Genomic DNA, 15334 nt, shown 5'->3' with positions numbered 1-15334 from the left:
CTCAGTAAGCCGTCAGGGCTGACGGGCCACCGATGGTCACGCTCGCGGCGCGTGTCGCCGCCGTATGGTCACCACCGTGGTACGCCTGCTTGGCCAGCCGCACCTTGTCGGCCAGCTCGTGCAGTCCCGACTCCAGCGTGGCGGCCTCGTCCAGCCAGGCCGCGGCGAAGGCGCTGAACGCCGCGCTCGACTCGGGGCCGCCGAGGGCGTCCTGCGTGTAGCACAGGGCCGGCTGGACGGCCCGGCGTATGTGCCCGGCGTGATCGCCCGCGTCGTCCAGCGCGCCCGCCTGCCCGGACATGCCGGACCTGACCGTGTAGCCGTCCGAAGACGCGCCCATCCCGCTCCCCCGTTGCACGGACCCTGATCGCGGGGGAGGCTAACACGTGGTGGACGAGGGCCGGTCCGGGCACCACACGCCCCGCACGGAGCCGACACACCATCACCGCCGCAGCACAGCCGGGAGACAGGGGACCGAGGAAGATGCCGAGCCGCGCGGACCGCAAGCATCGCATCGTGACGAATATTCAGCGCCGCCTGAATCCGGTGCTGCGGCGGCTCCCGTTGCAGACCGTGCTGGAGACGACCGGGCGGGTGTCGGGGGTGCCGCGGCGGACGCCGGTGGGCGGGCGGCGGGTCGGCGGGGCGTTCTGGCTGGTGTCGGAGTTCGGGCGCAGGTCGCAGTACGTGCGCAACATCGAGGCCGACCCCAGGGTGCGGGTGCGGATCGCGGGGCGATGGCACCACGGCACCGCCCACCTCCTGCCGGACGACGACCCCCGGGCCCGGCTGCGGGGCCTGCCCCGGCTCAACAGCACGGCGGTACGGGCCCTCGGCACGGATCTGCTGACCATCCGGGTGGACCTGACGGGCTGAGGGCCCCGCCGCCCGGGGGCCCGGCTGGCCGACAGCCGACCGTCCGGGGGCCTGACGGGCCGTTGGCCGACCGCCCGGAGGCCCGGCAGGCTGACAGCCGACCGCCCGGAGGCCCGGCAGGCCGTAGGCCGACCGCCCGAGGTGGACCCGAGGGGCCGATGGCCGACCACCGGAGTGGACTCGGCGGACCGACAGCGCGAAGGCCGCCCGGGGGCGGACCCGACGGACCGGCGGCGGCAAGGCTGCCCGGGGCGGATCCGACAGACTGGCGACGGCAAGACCGCCCGGCTGGACCCGGTGGACCGGCCGTGGCGAGACTGGGCGGGTGAAGTTCACCACCGCGCCGTCCGACGTCGAACCCGCCCGGGACTTCCCGGAGTTGCTGCCGCACGGTCGCACCGCCGTCCGGCTGCATCCGCGCCGCGGCATTCCCGGGCCGTACGGCAGTCACATCGGCGGGCCCCCGCTCTGGCCGGCCGACGAGGCGTGGCCGGACTGTGCCGAGCACCGGGACGTCAACGGCCGGGCCTGCACGCTGCCGCTGGTCGCGGTGGCCCAGTTGACGGCCGGAGACTTCCCCGAGCTCCGCTTCCCCGAGGGCACCGACCTCGTCCAGCTGCTGTGGTGCCCGGAGTGGCACGACCAGCCGCACCCGGCGGGCTGGGGCCAGGCCTGCCGCCTGTACTGGCGCCGGGCCGACACCGTCACGGACCCGCTCGCCGAGCCACCGGACCCCGAGGAGTACTGGGACCACGGGCCGGACATGATCCCGCGCGCCTGCGTCCTGCACCCGGAGCGGATCACCGACTACCCCGGCGCCGAGGAGCTGCCGCCCGCCCTCGCCGAACGCTTCGGGGCCTGGCTGGAGGAGCGGGACCTGCCGGACGACCTCACCACCGCGCCAGGCCACAAGCTCGGCGGCTTCATGAACTGGTGCACGACGGACCGGCCGGCCGCCCTGGAGTGCGGCGCGTGCCGGGCACCGCTGGAGCTGTTCCTCCAGTTCGACACCGCCGAATGGTGGCTGGGCTCATGGGGGCCCGACGGCGCGCCGCACCGGTTCCGGCCGCTGGAGGAACGCGAGCGGGAGCCGCTGGACGGGGCCGAGGACCCGGCCCGCGAGCCGGTCGGTATGACCGTGGGCCGGGGCGGCCACGGGGGCCTGTTCGTCTGCACCGCGGATCCCCGGCACCCGGCGTCCTTCTTCACCCAGTGACCGGTACGCCTCACCCCGGGCCGACGAGGAGGGCCGGGGAGGCGTAGAAACCATCTTTTGCGAGGATGGGTACCTTTGGCGGGAAATGCGTGGTGGTCACGGCAACTGTCCTGATATCAATGGCTGTTCTGTCGGTGCTGCTCGCGATGTCGGTTGGCGCCGGTGGGGCGTATCTGTAGGAGATTCGGCGGGGGTTGGCGTGACGGGATGGGACATCAGCCCCGGCGGGGTGGAGTCTGTTCTGTCGTTGGTGGGCCTTGCGGCCGACGATCTGAGCAAGGACGTCAAGGGATACGGGACGAGTGTCGAGGAGGCGGCGCAGTCCGCGGGCACGATCAGCGGCCCGTACTGCGGTGGTCCGCCGATGGGTCCGGTGGGGGCTGCGGTCGCGAACTTCGTCACGGACACGGAGAGTTCGGTCACGTTCGTGGCGGCCCGGATCAGGAAGACGATGGACGGGACGGTCAAGGCGACCGATGCGTACGTCGACGGTGACTTGGTGATGGCTGCCCGTGCCCAACGTGAGGCGGCGAAGGCTCCCACTCCGGCCGAGCTGCGGGCCGTCGCCGGGCAGGCGGAGCACGGACACGGTGAGGGCGGCCAGTGACCGCCGCGATCGATCCCGGGCAAATCCCTCAGTACACCGGCGACTTCGGCGCTCTTTCCAAGGCGGTCACCGATCTGCGTAAGCGCGCGGTCGGCATCCGTAGCGCGGGCCAGGACGTCCATTCGCGATTCCAGGCGACGGCCGCGTACTACCAGGCGCCGGAGGCCGATCAGCTGCTCTCTTCCACTCAGCCGGTGATGGACACGGCGGACGAGTTCGCCGGTCACATCGAGTCCCTCGCCGACGCCCTGGACACCTTCGCCACTGAGGCGAAGCCGCACGCGGACCGCTTGAAGCATCTCAAAGGGCAGGCGATCGCCTTCGTCGCCGGCGTGGAGGGCGACGACGACTGGACGAACGACCAGCACAAGGTCGACACGCACAACGCGCTGATGGACGGCGTGGCGGAGGCCGTCGTGGGCTTCCAGAAGGCGGAGCACGACGCGGCGGTCACGATCGGCGCCATCAGCCCGGCCGTGTGCCGTCCCGTCGGCGACGAGGGCGGCACGTACGGCATGAGCGCCAAGGCACTCGAGTCCATGCCCGACCTGCCCTGGGGCGCTCCGGTGGCCCGTACCTACGAGCGCTGGAGTCTGGGCTGGTGGGGCCATGAAACCAAGAGCTGGGCGTGGGACGGCATCGTCAAGGACAGCATCTGGGGCGGCTTCGTCGGCCTGGGCACCTTCGAGGACAACATGCTGGGCGTCAACGGCTCCGATGCGCGGCACCAGACGTGGGACGGTCTCAGACGCACGGTTGTCGGGGCGTACGCCTACGGCATGGACGCGGTGGGGCTGGGGGACCATCTGTCGGACTGGCAGCACGGCAGCGAGGCGTACGCGAAGGAGTTCGGCAAGCAGTTCATCGACTACGACGAGTGGCAGGAGGACCCGGCCCGGGCTCACGCCGTCACCAGCTTCAACCTTCTCACCCTGGTCGGGGGCGCGGGCGGGGCGCTCGCCAAGCTGGGCAGGACAGGCAGGTTCGTCGAAGCCGCCGGCACGGTGGCCAAGGTCGGCGATGCCCTCGATCCGGTCTCCGGCGCCGCGCGGGCGGCCAGAGCCCTGTCCGACCTGCCGAAGGTCTCCGAGGTGCTGACCCATGTCAGCGAACACCTGCGGCTGCCCAGGACCAGGTTCCCCGACGGCGCCCTCGACCTCAGTGACCGGTACCGGGTCGACAAGGACGGCCACCTCATCCCGATCAACAGCGATGGCACGCCGGACCTCGCCCGGGCTCCGCACGAGCCTGCCGCCGCCGTACGAACGGGTGGCTCTCCGGACGGCGATCGTGAACTGGTCGGCGCGGGCGCATCCAACAGCGAAGCCGGAGGGCGTGCCGGTTCGCATGCGTCGCCTCATGCGTCTCACGATGCCGGCGGTGCACACGGGGCGAACGCCGGATCGGTGCCGGAAGGGCGTGGCCACTCCGGCGAGCCCGGTGGCGGTCACTCCGCAGAGCATCACGGAACAGATCACCATGGGCTGTCCGACGGGCATCCAGGGGTTCCGGGCGGCGGTGACACGCAAGGACATCGTGGTCCGGTCGTGTCCGACGAGGGGCATGGTCATGGTGGCGACGCAGATGGTCCTGCCGATATCGACCCGGCCAAATACACCAAGAACGCCGAGGACTTCGCACACGCCCACACGGGCCGCATGGAGTCCGGCCAGGAAGCCGGCGTCCTTGATGAGCTGTCCCGTGCCAAAATGTCTGACGCCGATCAGCAGAAGGTTCTTCGCGCTCTGGGCAAAGACCCGTACGGAGCCGGCGTCGCCGAAATGATTTCGCGGGGGCACCTGCGTGAAGTCGAGGGGTACAGAAAGCTGCTGGACATGTGCAAACAAGGGCCGACCAAAGCTGATCCGAAGGGCATGGTCCCAGCGGTGCACATGGCCATGAAGGTTGTCACCGAGCTTCAGGAGCGCGGTGTCGGACGTGTGGGGGTGGAGCTCGACACCCAGACGTTCGATCTTGACGCCTACACGCGGCACGCCGACGGTTCCGTCGATTACGGATACCAGCTCAAGGACGTCACCAACATCCAGGGCATCAAGAGCGCTGCCGTCAAGGCGGCGAAGCAGTTGAACTTCCCAGGAGTCGACCACCGCGTGGCAATCCTGGATATCCACCAGCCGATGAGAGACCTGACACCACGCATGTTCCGAGAGGCTGAATTCCAGGCTCAGAGAATGGGAGGGTCGTTCTTGCTCCGGTTCCCTGACGGTTCGATGACCATCCCGCCGAATTCACCCACGCTCCCGTAAGGACGGACCATGTCGAGGTTGATGCGCTCTCCGAAGGAACGCGGTTCCTGGTTCTGGGATCTCGATGAATACGCCCCGCCAGGGCTGGAGTCGGCTCTTTCGGTCGCGGCGCGAATCTGCGATGCACTGGCCCGGATCGAGCTTCTCGTCCCCACCCGGATCACGTATGACTGGTATGTCCTGGGCACTGGAACGACCGGCATCAGCAGCACGCTCGATCTCGCCAGGACCCCCCTGGGGGACCCGGCGCTGCCGGGCAGCGTTCGGGGCAGCCGCCCCATCGCTCACCCAAGTGCCGAGATCGCCGAGTTCGACGTGCTCGGCAGCGGTATCTGGATCGACGCGGAAGGGCAGCCCAGGACCGAGTACCGGCTGGTCGACCTGTCCCTCTCCACGGCTCCCGTCGGCCTCTCGGCCGAACTCTCCGTACATCACGACATCTGGGGGTGCTACGACTTCGCGGGTCACCCGCACCCCGAGGTCCACCGGAACAATGCCCCCCGGCTGGCCGCCGCACTACGGGACCTCACCGAGTTGTTCGGCATGCCTCCCGAACCGGGTGAACGAACATATTTCGGAGCGTCCGCCGTTGACGGAGTCGCCGACCCGGACCCGGACGAGAACGGCCTCGGACCAGACCTGACCAGCCGGCTCTGAACATTCGGAAGATCCTTCGGACCGGTATTCACGGCGTTGAGGCTCAAACCGCCCCCCTTCCCCCTCCTTGAACCTTCCGCCAGAAAGCAGCACATGTCCCAGGACGTCATCGCCCTCACCCCGCGGATGCCGGACGTCAAGACGCTGCTGGCCGCGCTGCACGCGGGCGGGCCGGATCTGCGTGTGAACCGGGTGGGTGGTGGGGCAGTCGCCCAGTTGTGCGCGGAGGACGGACAGCTTCTGGTCTCCGTGGAGGCGCCCCGTTATCTGCAGGTGCCGGGCGAGACGGAGCGACTGCTGGGGCCGGGTGCGCGGACGGACGCGCCGGTGTGGTGGACCGAGGTGCGGGCGTCCACCGCCGTCCCGGAGGCCAGGCAGCTCGCCGGTTCGGTGGCGGGCCGGCTGACGGCGCTGCTCGGCGGCGTCACATGGCCGGAGGAAGCCGCCCGTACCGACGTCGTGACCGTCCCGGCCACGGGCGCGGCGACGGTCCCGCCCGCCGAGCCGGGTGTGCTGTCCGACGCGGACGTGTTCACCGACCAGAGCGTCATCGTCATCCACGACCGTCCCGTCGTCGCCGCCACGACCTGGCTGACCGAGGCGGTGCGCACCACGGGAGCGGGGCGGCGGGAGCTGTATGTCGTCACCTCTCCCCGTACCCGGCTGAGCCTGCCCGCCCGTACCCTCCTGGAGGGCGTGCCCGCGCGCTGGGTCGTACGCCACCCGGAACAGGGCTACTACGACGGTCTGTCCGGAGCCGTACTGCGCTGGCGCGTCGGGCGTTTCACCCCGGTCACCGACGACGGCCCCCGGATCGCGGACGCCTTCCAGCCCCCGCCCGGCACCGGCGGCGGACGGCAGTTGCTGCTGTCCGTCCGCACTGTCCATCCCGCCCACGAACACCTGGTACTCGGTGGTGCCGTGGAGGAGGCCTGGCGGGCCCTCACCGGATCGCCGCCGGCCGGATGGGCCGGCACCGAACCCGTCAACGTCCCCTGGTCGCCCCGGCAACTGACCGAACTGGCCCGCAACCGGGCCCGCCAGGGCCGGCCCACCTGGGCGGTCGCCGTCGGAGCTGTCGACCGCCCTGCCATAGCCACCATGCGTATCGCTCACACACAACAGGGCGTGGAGGAGCACATCACCCTCGCCCTCGGCTACACCGCCGAGGAACGGGCACCGACAGAGCTGCTGCCCCAGCTCGCAGAATCCCTCGTTGCCAGGCACAACCTCGCCACCATGATCGGTGAACTGCGCGCGGGGCGGGCGGACTTGACCACGCCGGCCCATTACGAGCCGCCGCCGATCCCCGTCTCCCTCACCCTCGGCCCCGACACCGTGGCCGCCCTCGGCGTCGGTCACGCCCACAAGGCCCTGCCGGACCACACCCCCACCCGGCTCGGCCCCACCACTCGCCCCGCCCTGCACTACCCGCTCGGCGACGGCACCGACCCCACCGCCTGGCGGCGCCTACGACACCTCGACGAACACCTGCGTCCACAGATATGACGCGACGTGACGCCCCGCCCTGATCTCGTCGTTCCAGCGGAGGCGGTCACCCCGGCCACACGATCGACTGCACCTCGCTGTAGGCGTGCAGGGCGTGCACGCCCACGTCGCGGCCCACTCCGCTCTGTTTGAAGCCGCCGAAGGGGGCCTCCATGTTGCGGGCGACGGTGTTGATGCCGACGCCGCCGGAGCGCAGGCGGCGGGCGACGCGGAAGGCGCGGGAGATGTCGGCGGACCAGACGTAGTCGATCAGGCCGTAGTCGGAGTCATCGGCGAGGGCCACGCCCTCGTCCTCTTCGTCGAAGGGGATCACGGAGACCACGGGTCCGAAGATCTCCTCGCGCGCGACCCGCATGTCGGCGGTGCAGTCGGCCAGGAGGGTGGGGCGGACGTAGAAACCCCGGTCCAGGGGCGGGCGTTCGCCGCCTGTCAGCAGCACCGCGCCTTCCTTGCGGCCCAGTTCGATGTACGACTCGACGCGGGCCCGGTGCTCGGCGGAGATGAGCGGGCCGACGACCGTGGCCGGGTCGCGGGGGTCGCCGATCGGCAGGCGGTGGGCGTAGGCGGCCAGTTGCTCGACCAGGCGGTCGTACACCGGGCGCTGGGCCAGGACCCGGGTGGGGGCGGTGCAGATCTGGCCGCTGTAGAAGGAGAAGGTGGTGCCGATGCCCGCGACGGCGGCGGAGAGGTCGGCGTCGGCGAACACCAACGCGGCTCCCTTGCCGCCCAGTTCCATCAGCTGCCGTTTCATGCCCCGGCCGCACACCTCCGCGATGCGCCGGCCGACGGCGGTGGAGCCGGTGAAGCTGACCATGTCGATGTCGGGCGAGGCCACCGCGGCCTCGCCGACCGCGGTGGCACGGCCGGAGACGACGTTCACCACACCGCGCGGCACCCCGGCCTCTTCCAGCGCCTCGGCCATTCGGTAGACGGACAGCGGGTCCTGCGGGGCGGGTTTGACCACGACCGTGTTGCCCATGGCGAGCGCGGGGGCGATCTTGCCCGCGGGGTTGGCCCAGGGGTTGTTGTAGGAGGTGACGCAGGCGACGACGCCCACGGGCTGCCGGATCACCAGCGCGCTCATGACGGCCGCCCCGCCCATCGGCCCGGCCTCGTTGAGCTGCGGCGCAACGGGCCACTCGGCGGGTTCCACCCGGGCGTAGCGGCGGAAGCGGGCGGCGGCGACGCCGACCTGGAGCGCGCGGGCGGTGCCGGTCGTGGCCCCCGTCTCGGCGCGGGCGAGGTCGGCGTAGGGCACCAGGCGGGACCGGATGATCTCGGCCGCGCGGCCGAGCAGCGCCGCCCGTTCCTCGGGGCGGGTCCGCGACCAGGGCCCGAACGCCTCGCGCGCCGCCGCGCAGGCCGCCCGGACCTGCTCGGGCGAGGCCTCGGGGGCGTGGCCGACGGTCTCCTCGGTGGCGGGGTCGATGACCGGGTAGTGGCCGAGGTCAGGATCGGTCCACTCCCCCGCGATGAAAAGCCGCTGGCCGGTGGGGTGTCCCCGGTCCGCGGGGAGCCGCTCGCTCATCGGGTGCTCACCGTCCGGGTGTCCCGCCCCGAGCGCAGCACCTTGCCCGGTACGGCCCCGCTCACCACGTCGTCCCGGATCGCCTCCACCCCGCCGACCCATACGGCCCGCACCCCGATCGCCCGCGAGTCCAGCCGGGGGCTGTCCCCCGGCAGGTCGTGCACCAGCCGGGCCTGGCCCGCGTCGATCCGCTCCGGGTCGAGGAGGACCAGGTCCGCGTGCCAGCCCCGCTGGATCTGTCCGCGCTCGCGCAGCCCGAACAGCCGCGCGGGGTCGTCGGTCAGCATCTTCACGGCCTGCGCGAGGCCGACGAGTTTCCGGCCGCGCAGACAGTCCCCGAGGAAGCGGGTGGTGTACGGCGCCCCGCACATCCGGTCCAGATGGGCGCCCGCGTCGGAGCCGCCGAGCAGGACGTCCTCGTGCCGCCAGGTCTCGGCGCGCAGGGCCCAGGAGGCGGGGTCGTTGTCGGTGGGCATCGGCCACAGGACCGTACGCAGCCGGTCGTTGGCGCAGATCTCCACCAGGCAGTGGAAGGGGTCCTGTCCGCGTTCCTCCGCGATGTCCCGGACGACCCGGCCGCCGAGCCCCCGGTTGGCCTCGCTGTAGGTGTCGCCGATGACGTAGCGCCCGAAGTTCGCGAGCCGCCGGAAGACGCCCGCCTCCTTGGAGCGGGCCCGGCGCAGCAGCTCGGCCCGGACGTCGGGGTCCCGCAGCCGCGCGATGCGTTCGGGGACCGGGAGTCCGAGGATCTCGCCCCAGCCGGGGATGAGGTTGAGGGCGCAGAAGGTGCCGAGGGACATGTTCATCGGGGTGAGGATCGGCATGGTGAGGGCGACGATCCGGCCGCCCGCCTTCCGGGCCCGTTCGCTCGCGCCGAGCTGCCGGGGCACGCGTTCGGGCACGGCGGCGTCGACGGTGAGGACGTTCCAGTTCAGGGGGCGTCCGGCGGCCGCGCTCATCTCGGTCAGCAGATCGATCTCGGCGTCGCTGAACTGGTCGAGGCAGCCGGCCACGATCGCCTCGATCTGGGTGCCCTCGTGCTCCCCGACGGCCCGGGACAGCGCGATCAGCTCGGCGGGTCCGGCGTGCCGGGAGGCGACGGGGCGGCCGTCCCCGTCGGAGTGCGTACGGGACTGGGTGGTCGAGAGTCCCCAGGCACCGGCGTCCATGGCATCGCGCAACAGCCTTACCATCGCCGCCAGTTGCTCTTCGTCCGGCTGGCCGCCGACGGCGTCCGGGCCCATGACGTACCGGCGCAGCGCGCAATGCCCCACCATGAAACCGACGTTGACCGCCGTCCGCCCCTCCAGGGCGTCGAGGTAGTCCCCGAAGGTGTGCCAGTTCCAGGGCGTCCCCTGCTCCAGCGCGACCAGGGACATGCCCTCCACCTTGGACATCATCCGCCGGGTGTAGTCGGCGTCCTCGGGGCGGCCGGGGTGCAGCGGCGCGAGCGTGAACCCGCAGTTCCCGGCGGCCACGGTCGTCACCCCGTGATTGAGGGAGGGCGTGGCGTACGGGTCCCAGAACAGCTGGGCGTCGTAGTGGGTGTGCGGATCGACGAAGCCGGGGGTGAGTACGAGTCCCCGGGCGTCCTCGCTGGTGCGGGCCTCGGTGTCGATCCGGCCGAGTGCGGCGATCCGGCCGTCGCGCAGGCCGACGTCCGCGACGTAGGCGGGGTTGCCGGTGCCGTCGACGACGGTGGCGTCCTTGATGAGGTGATCGAGCATGTTCTCCGAACCTCCTCAGACCGCCGCCTGCCGGAACCGTGACGTCCGGTGCACCGGGTCCGTGTCGATCTCCGGGATCACGTGCTCCCCGATCAGCCGGATCGTCTGGAGCGTCTCCTCCTTCGGCACCCCCACCGGCAGCCCGAAGCTGAGCTGGTCCGCGCCCGCCTCCTCCCAGCGCCCGCACTGCCGCCGCACCTCCGACGGGTCGCCGCAGATCAGCAGCTCCTCCTCGATCAGCAGCTCCACGAACTCCGGGGTGTACGGCGGCAGCGTCTCCGGCCACTCCGGGAAGCCCTCGGGCCGCGGGAACGTGTCGTGGTAGCGGAAGACCAGCGAGGGCAGATAGTGCAGCCCGCCGTTCACCGCGATCTCGATCGCCTCCGCGTGGGTCGGCGCGCAGATCGCCGTCGTCGTCACCATCACGTTGTCGTTGACGAACTCCCCCACCGGTTCGGCGTCCACGACCGCCGTCTTGTACTGCTCCAGCACCCACTCCATGTCGGCGACCTTCTGGATGCTGAAGCCGAGCACACCGAGCCCCTTCTTCGCGGCCATGGCGTACGACGCCGGGGACCCGGCCGCGTACCACATCGCCGGGTGCGACCTCCCGTACGGCTTCGGCAGGACCTTGCGCGGCGGGAGCTGCCAGTGCTTGCCCTGGAAGCCCTCGTACTCGTCCTGGAGCCACATCTTCGGGAACTCGGCGATCGTCTCCTCCCAGATCTCCTTGGTGTGGTTCATGTCGGTGATGCCGGGCAGGAAGCCGAGGATCTCGTGGCTGCCGGCGCCCCGCCCGCTGCCGAACTCGAAGCGGCCCTCGGTGAGATGGTCGAGCATGGCGACCTTCTCGGCGACCTTCACCGGGTGGTTGACGGGGGCGAGCGGGTTGAAGATCCCGGAGCCGAGGTGGATGCGGTCGGTGGCGTGTGCCAGGTAGCCCAGGAACACGTCGTTGGCGGACAGATGGGAGTACTCCTCCAGGAAGTGGTGCTCGGAGGCCCACGCGTACTTGAAGCCGGACCGGTCCGCCTGGATGACGTACTCGGTCTCCTCCATCAGCGCCTTGTGCTCGGCGAGCGGGTCGGTCTCGGCGCGCTTGCCGACGTATCCCTGTACAAAGAGCCCGAATTCCACGGCGGTTCACCGTCCCAGGGGTGAAGTGATGGGAACTGACACTCCGTCAGATCGAGGCCGACTGTCGCACCGGCCACCGCGACCGTCAATAGCCGACGCCCGCCAGCCAGCCCCCGTCGATCACAAAGGGCTGCCCGGTGATGTACGAGGAGTCGTCCGAGGTGAGGAAGAGCGCGAGGCGGGCCACCTCCTCGGGGCGGCCCACCCGGCCGAGCGGCACCAGCTTGCGGTACAGCTCGTCCAGCGCCCGGTCCAGCTCCTCCGGGTCGGCGTCCGGGTCCAGGCGGGCCGGGTTGGACATGGGGGTGTCGATGGCGCCCGGACAGATCGCGTTGACCCGTATCCGCCGGGGGGCCAGCTCCAGCGCGGCCACCCGGGTCAGGCCCAGAATGGCGTGCTTGGTCGCCGCGTACGTGCCCACGGCCGGCATGCCGGTCAGCGCCGTGTAGGAGGCGGTGTTGACGATCGTGCCGCCCTCCGCCAGCTCCGGCGCCACCGTCTTGATGCCCAGGAAGCAGCCGACCTGGTTGACCTGGACCACCTGCATGAACTCGTCCAGCGGGGTGTCCACGAGGGCGTTGAAGCGCAGGATGCCCGCGTTGTTGACCAGCCCGTCGATCCGCCCGTACGCCTCCTTGGCCGCCGTGACGGCCGCCCGCCAGCCGTCCTCGGAGCGGACGTCCAGGTGGACGTAGCGCGCCCCGATCTCCTCGGCCAGCGCCTGCCCCCGGTCGTCCAGCACATCCGTGACGACCACCCGCGCGCCCTCCGCCCGGAAGAGCCGCGCCTCCTGCTCGCCCTGCCCGCGCGCCGCGCCGGTGATGACGACGACCCGCCCGTCCAGTCCGCCCATGACGCTCCTCGTCAGTCGGTGAGCAGCGGCGCGACGGTGGCCCCGAACGCGCCGATCTGGTCGATGAGTTCGGCCCGGCTCCGGCTGCGGAACCGCACCTGGATCTGGTCCACGCCCATCGCCGGGTACGCCCGCAGCGACCGGGCGATCTCCTCGGGCGGCCCGGTGAGGGTGCGCGGCCCGACGTCCCAGCCCGGCTCCCCCACGTACAGCGCCTCGGTGATCGCGCCGACGGTGAACTCCCCTTCCAAAGTCGCCTCTTCGCGCAGTCTGCGGATCCGGGCGAGCTGTCCGGGCAGCCGTGCGCGCGGGTCCCCCTGCGGCAGCCAGCCGTCCGCCTTCAGCGCGGCCCGGCGTACGGCGGCGGGGGACGAGCCGCCGACCCAGAGGGGGACGTGCCGCTGTGCCGGGCGGGGGAGCTGGCCGAGGTCGGCGAAGTCGTACCGTTTCCCGTGGTGTTCGGGGTACTCGGCGGGTCCGAGCGCGGCCCGCAGCGCGTCGATCGTCTCGTCCAGGACCGCGCCCCGCCACTCGAACTCGGCGCCGACGGCCTCGAATTCCTCCCGTACGTGTCCGGCGCCCACCCCGAGGATCAGCCGGCCGCCGGAGAGCCGGTCGAGGGTGGCGTACTGCTTGGCGGTGAGCAGGGGGTGGCGCAGGCCCACCACGGCGACATGGCTGAGCAGCCGGACGCGTTCGGTGACGGCGGCGAGATGGGCGAGGGTGGCGACGGGGTCGTACCAGACCGTGCCCATGGCCGGGGCGAGGCGGCGCGGCACGGCTACATGGTCGCAGCAGGCCACATAGCCGAAGCCGGCCCGGTCGGCGGCCCTGGCGACCGCCACCAGATCTGCGGGCCCGGCCCCGGCCTCCCACGCCTCCGCGTACAGGGTGCTCTGCGACTGCACGGGCAGCTGGATGCCGTGGGTGAGGCTCACGCGGGCCCCTGCCACAGGCCGTCCGGAGTCAGCTCCAGCAGTTCGATCGCGTTGCCCCGTACGATCCGTTCCACCACGTCCGCCGGGAGGTGCCCCATCTGGGCCTCGCCGACCTCGCGGGACTTGGGCCAGGTGGAGTCGGAGTGCGGGTAGTCGGTCTCGTACAGGACGTTGCCGACGCCGATCGAGTCGAGGTTGCGCAGGCCGAAGGCGTCGTCGAAGAAGCAGCCGTAGACGTGCTCGGCGAACAGCTCGGACGGCGGCCGGGTGACCTTGTCGGCGACCCCGCCCCAGCCACGGTTCTCCTCCCACACCACGTCGGCGCGTTCCAGGATGTACGGGATCCAGCCGATCTGGCCCTCGGCGTACATCACTCTGAGGTTCGGGAAGCGTTCGAACTTGCCGCTCATCAGCCAGTCGACCATGGAGAAGCAGCAGTTGGCGAAGGTGATGACGGAGCCGACGGCGGGCGGGGCGTCGGCGGAGGTGGAGGGCATCCGGCTGCTGGAGCCGATGTGCATGGCCACGACCGTGCCGGTCTCGTCGCAGGCGGCGAGGAAGGGGTCCCAGGCATCGGTGTGCACGGAGGGCAGGCCGAGGTGCGGGGGGATCTCGGAGAAGGCGACGGCCCGCACCCCGCGCGCCGCGTTCCGCCGCACCTCGGCGGCGGCCGACTCCGGGTCCCACAGGGGGATGAGGGTGAGCGGTATCAGTCGGCCGTGCGCGGCGGGGCCGCACCACTCCTCCACCATCCAGTCGTTGTAGGCGCGCACACAGAGCAGGGCGAGTTCGCGGTCGCGGGCCTCGGTGAAGGTCTGGCCGCAGAAGCGGGGGAAGGTGGGGAAACACAGCGCGGACTGCACATGGTTGACGTCCATGTCGGCGAGGCGCGCGGGGACGTCGTACGAACCGGGGCGCATCTGCTCGTAGGTGATGACCTCCAGCCGCACCTCGTCGCGGTCGACGCCGACGGCGGTGTCGAGGCGGGTGAGGGGGCGGCGCAGGTCCCCGTAGACCCACCAGTCGCCGAGCGGGCCCTCGTCGCCCGCCTCGCCCATGACCGGCCGGAAGCGGCCACCGAGGAAGGTCATCTCCTTGAGCGGGGCGCGCACGATACGGGGCCCGGTGTCCCGGTGGCGCGCCGGCAGCCGGTCCTGCCAGACGCCCGCGGGCTCCACGGTGTGGTCGTCCACGGAGATGATCAGCGGAAATGTGCTCGCGTGGGTGTCCATGGCGCCCACGGTAGCGCTGATCTGACGGACCGTCAGCTGTTGTGGAGGGCCCGGTATGTGCGAAGAGCATGTGTGGGGTTTGTGGACTGCCGCCCGGCGGTCTGTGATCGGCGTCTCGCACGGCTGACGCAACCACCCGGAACAAGGCAAACTGACGGGGTTGTCTGTGATGCCTAGGGGGCGAACGCATGGACGGTCGGCCGCGAGTGCCTGAGCAGCGGCGTCCCGGCTCCGCGAGAAACGCGGAACCGGAGGCGCTGCGGTTCGGCGTGCTCGGTCCGGTGCGGGCCTGGCGCGGCGGGGAAGTCCTGGCCACGGGCTCCCCGCAGCAGCGGGCCCTGCTGGCCGCCCTGCTGCTGCGCGAGGGCCGCACCGCCACGGCGGCGGAGCTGATCGACGCGCTGTGGGGACCCGAACCGCCCTCGCAGGCGCTGGCGGCCGTCCGCACGTACGCGTCCCGGCTGCGCAAGGTCCTGGACCCCGGGGTGCTGGTGAGCGAGTCCGGCGGGTACGCGATCCGCGGGCTCGGCGAGGGCGCGCTGGACCTCGTACAGGCCCAGGACCTCGGCGCGGAGGCGGAGAAGGCGCGCGGCTCCGGGGATCTGGCCCGGGCCCGCGCGCTGCTCAACGAGGCGCTGGACCTGTGGGACGGCGAGCCCCTGGCCGGGGTGCCCGGACCCTACGCGGACACGCAGCGGGTGCGCCTGGAGGAATGGCGGCTCGGCCTGCTGGAGTCCCGCCTGGACATGGACCTGGAGCAGGGCTGCCACGCGGAGGCGGTGTCCGA

Annotated in this window: 14 protein-coding genes; 7 read left to right on the top strand and 7 right to left on the bottom strand. The window is 71.5% G+C overall.

The features are described 5' to 3' along the window. Window position 1 precedes the first annotated feature (1 nt). On the bottom strand, window positions 2–340 hold the full coding sequence (locus AB0N90_RS36775; protein ID WP_365203749.1) for a hypothetical protein: 339 nt from the start codon (window positions 338–340) through the stop codon (window positions 2–4). A gap of 143 nt (window positions 341–483) precedes the next feature. On the opposite strand from AB0N90_RS36775, the gene AB0N90_RS36770 reads away from it, so the two are divergent. From AB0N90_RS36770 to AB0N90_RS36745, 6 genes are all read left to right on the top strand, one after another. Then, on the top strand, window positions 484–876 hold the full coding sequence (locus AB0N90_RS36770; RefSeq protein ID WP_365203747.1) for a nitroreductase/quinone reductase family protein: 393 nt from the start codon (window positions 484–486) through the stop codon (window positions 874–876). Between the two features lie 325 nt (window positions 877–1201). Continuing rightward, window positions 1202–2092 (top strand): hypothetical protein, encoded by an 891-nt coding sequence (locus AB0N90_RS36765; protein ID WP_365203745.1) that lies wholly within the window; start codon window positions 1202–1204, stop codon window positions 2090–2092. A gap of 199 nt (window positions 2093–2291) precedes the next feature. Then, window positions 2292–2699: a DUF6507 family protein gene (locus AB0N90_RS36760; protein ID WP_365203744.1), complete on the top strand. Its 408-nt coding sequence runs from the start codon at window positions 2292–2294 to the stop codon at window positions 2697–2699. Continuing rightward, on the top strand, window positions 2696–4966 hold the full coding sequence (locus tag AB0N90_RS36755) for a hypothetical protein (RefSeq protein ID WP_365203742.1): 2271 nt from the start codon (window positions 2696–2698) through the stop codon (window positions 4964–4966). Before AB0N90_RS36760 ends, AB0N90_RS36755 begins: the two co-directional genes overlap by 4 nt. Window positions 4967–4975: 9 nt before the next feature. After that, window positions 4976–5623, top strand: coding sequence for a hypothetical protein (locus tag AB0N90_RS36750; protein WP_365203740.1), 648 nt, complete (start codon window positions 4976–4978; stop codon window positions 5621–5623). 93 nt (window positions 5624–5716) lie between these two features. After that, on the top strand, window positions 5717–7132 hold the full coding sequence (locus AB0N90_RS36745; RefSeq protein WP_365203738.1) for a DUF6177 family protein: 1416 nt from the start codon (window positions 5717–5719) through the stop codon (window positions 7130–7132). 46 nt (window positions 7133–7178) lie between these two features. On the opposite strand, the gene AB0N90_RS36740 is transcribed toward AB0N90_RS36745, so the two are convergent. From AB0N90_RS36740 to AB0N90_RS36715, 6 genes are all read right to left on the bottom strand, one after another. Beyond that, the gene (locus tag AB0N90_RS36740) at window positions 7179–8660 is read right to left on the bottom strand and encodes an aldehyde dehydrogenase family protein (protein ID WP_365203736.1); all 1482 of its coding nucleotides are present in this window, start codon (window positions 8658–8660) and stop codon (window positions 7179–7181) included. Further along, window positions 8657–10387: a D-aminoacylase gene (locus AB0N90_RS36735; RefSeq protein ID WP_365203734.1), complete on the bottom strand. Its 1731-nt coding sequence runs from the start codon at window positions 10385–10387 to the stop codon at window positions 8657–8659. The genes AB0N90_RS36740 and AB0N90_RS36735 overlap by 4 nt, the downstream gene beginning before the upstream one ends. A gap of 15 nt (window positions 10388–10402) precedes the next feature. Further along, window positions 10403–11524 (bottom strand): LLM class flavin-dependent oxidoreductase, encoded by a 1122-nt coding sequence (locus AB0N90_RS36730; protein WP_365203732.1) that lies wholly within the window; start codon window positions 11522–11524, stop codon window positions 10403–10405. Between the two features lie 85 nt (window positions 11525–11609). Further along, on the bottom strand, window positions 11610–12377 hold the full coding sequence (locus AB0N90_RS36725) for an SDR family oxidoreductase (RefSeq protein WP_365203730.1): 768 nt from the start codon (window positions 12375–12377) through the stop codon (window positions 11610–11612). 11 nt (window positions 12378–12388) lie between these two features. Continuing rightward, a complete protein-coding gene (locus AB0N90_RS36720; protein WP_365203728.1) occupies window positions 12389–13330 on the bottom strand; it encodes a TIGR03619 family F420-dependent LLM class oxidoreductase in 942 nt (313 codons plus the stop codon). After that, window positions 13312–14547: an amidohydrolase family protein gene (locus tag AB0N90_RS36715; RefSeq protein ID WP_365203726.1), complete on the bottom strand. Its 1236-nt coding sequence runs from the start codon at window positions 14545–14547 to the stop codon at window positions 13312–13314. Before AB0N90_RS36715 ends, AB0N90_RS36720 begins: the two co-directional genes overlap by 19 nt. A 188-nt stretch (window positions 14548–14735) precedes the next feature. On the opposite strand from AB0N90_RS36715, the gene AB0N90_RS36710 reads away from it, so the two are divergent. Then, the coding region (locus tag AB0N90_RS36710) for a BTAD domain-containing putative transcriptional regulator (protein WP_365203724.1) at window positions 14736–15334 on the top strand (599 nt) is incomplete at its 3' end.

It is taken from the genome of Streptomyces sp. NPDC093018, assembly GCF_040684035.1.
Taxonomy (GTDB): domain Bacteria; phylum Actinomycetota; class Actinomycetes; order Streptomycetales; family Streptomycetaceae; genus Streptomyces; species Streptomyces murinus.
This window is presented reverse-complemented; position numbering and strand designations above follow the sequence as displayed.